Source organism: Globicatella sanguinis NBRC 15551 (assembly GCF_001552295.1).
GTDB classification, from domain to species: domain Bacteria; phylum Bacillota; class Bacilli; order Lactobacillales; family Aerococcaceae; genus Globicatella; species Globicatella sanguinis.
Window position 1 is genome coordinate 1 of sequence record NZ_BCQX01000191.1, and the last position, 1,947, is coordinate 1,947.

Consider the following 1,947-nt stretch of genomic DNA (forward strand, 5'->3'; position numbering starts at 1 on the left):
CTACTTCTGGTCTACTCCCTATTATACTGTATAAATGTGAGAAGATAAACAAAAGCCTTGACTCTCCTATTAAGGGATGGTTTACACTATTAATATAAACATCAGTTGACTAGGAGGATTCATGATGAAATCAAATATTAATACACTGATTGCCTTTATTTTGAATTTAAGCTTTGCGATAATTGAATTTATCTATGGAGGAATTTTTAATTCTAGCGCTATACTAGCGGACGCTGTGCACGATACTGGTGATGCAGCAGCGATTGGGATTGCGGCTTTCTTAGAAAATTTTTCTAATCGTAAGGAAGATCATCAATTTTCTCTCGGATATAAACGATTCAGTTTACTGGGCGCGATGATTACAGCCCTTATTTTAATTATCGGTTCCTTTTTTGTTACCCTTAAAAATATCCCTAAATTAATTCATCCTGAACCCGTCAATTATAACGGTATGTTAATTTTAGGTCTCATTGCCATTATCATCAATTTTATCGCTAGTTATGTCGTCAGCCGTGGACAAACTAAAAACGAAGCGATCCTTGGTTTACATTTCCTAGAAGATATCTTAGGCTGGTTAGCTATTATAGCAGTTTCAATTATCTTACGTTTTACTAATTGGTATTTCTTAGACCCCTTGCTTTCACTCATGATTTCAATCTTTATTTTAAGCCGAGCTTTGCCACAATTTTGGACCAATTTGAAAATATTTCTTGATGCTGTTCCTGAAGATATCTGCTTAAAAACATTAGAAAATGAAATAGCTCAACACGATAATATCCGATCCATAAATCAAATAAATCTTTGGTCGATGGATGGTCTTGAAAACAATGCCACTTTACATATTTGTGTCGATGATACTCAATTGATAGAAGAAACAAAACATGATATTCGTCATTTATTAGAACACCATCAAGTTTATAATGTCACGATTGAAATTGATTCTTCTTGTGAAGCACACGATTTGCATAAACGTGATATAGAAAAAATATTCGCTAATCACAAGGGCCATACTCATAGCCATGGGCATCATCACCACCACTAAGTTTTAAACGCAGTTATTAAGTAAAATCAGAGCACATTATCCCTCATAATTGAAACAACTTAAAATCTATTAAACTCTTTTAATACCTCATAATAAAGAGGGGGGTTGGCGAGAAGTGATAATTATTTAATTTTCTACTTCTTGCCCAACCCCTCTCTTTTGTGTTATTTATAATTCACCTAGATTAATCTTCGATAAACTTATCCTCTTTTATTTGTGAGTATGGCAAAATTTTTGGCATATCTTTATGTTTTTTACCAATAATTTTTTCCATCCACATAATGTGATACCAACGATTAAATTTATAACCACAATAATGAAACACACCTGCTTGTTGATAACCTAAGTGCTGATGAAAATCAACACTATTTTTTGATAGATACTCATCCTCATCATCCAGAAAAGCAATACAGGCATAGATATTTAAAATCCCCATCCCTTTTAATAACTTTTCCAACTGTTGGTATAATTGACGACCATAACCTTTTTTAGTAGAAGATGGATGTAAATATATCGAAATCTCACACGACCAATCATACGCTTGTCGTGCATTTAAAGGACTCGCATAAGCATAACCAATGATTTCTTTTTGCTCTTCCATTACTAAATACGGATAACGTTTTAAAACATTCGTCATACGGTCTTCAAATTCAAATACTGACGGCACTTCTAGTTCAAAAGTGATGGCAGTATTTTTCACATAATGAGCATAAATTGATAATAAATGAGTAGCATCTGTTAAACTGGCATTTCTAATTTGCATCTGGTTACTTCTTTCTTTTAGAATAATTTTATTTTATTACTCCTTTATACTATTGGCAATAAAAAATGGGATTGTCCAAATAGAAAACAGTCATGAAGAGCCACTAATCTGGACACTCCCAATATATTCAAATCTTGGATAG

General features: G+C 32.9%; 2 protein-coding genes. One reads left to right on the plus strand and one right to left on the minus strand.

Annotated elements, in window-relative coordinates; translation table 11 throughout:
* Window positions 1-124: 124 nt before the first annotated feature.
* The gene (locus tag GSA01S_RS10000) at window positions 125-1,042 is read left to right on the plus strand and encodes a cation diffusion facilitator family transporter (RefSeq protein ID WP_066127196.1); all 918 of its coding nucleotides are present in this window, start codon (window positions 125-127) and stop codon (window positions 1,040-1,042) included.
* A 184-nt stretch (window positions 1,043-1,226) separates the two neighbouring features.
* On the opposite strand, the gene GSA01S_RS10005 is transcribed toward GSA01S_RS10000, so the two are convergent.
* A complete protein-coding gene (locus tag GSA01S_RS10005; protein WP_066127199.1) occupies window positions 1,227-1,805 on the minus strand; it encodes a GNAT family N-acetyltransferase in 579 nt (192 codons plus the stop codon).
* Window positions 1,806-1,947: the final 142 nt, after the last annotated feature.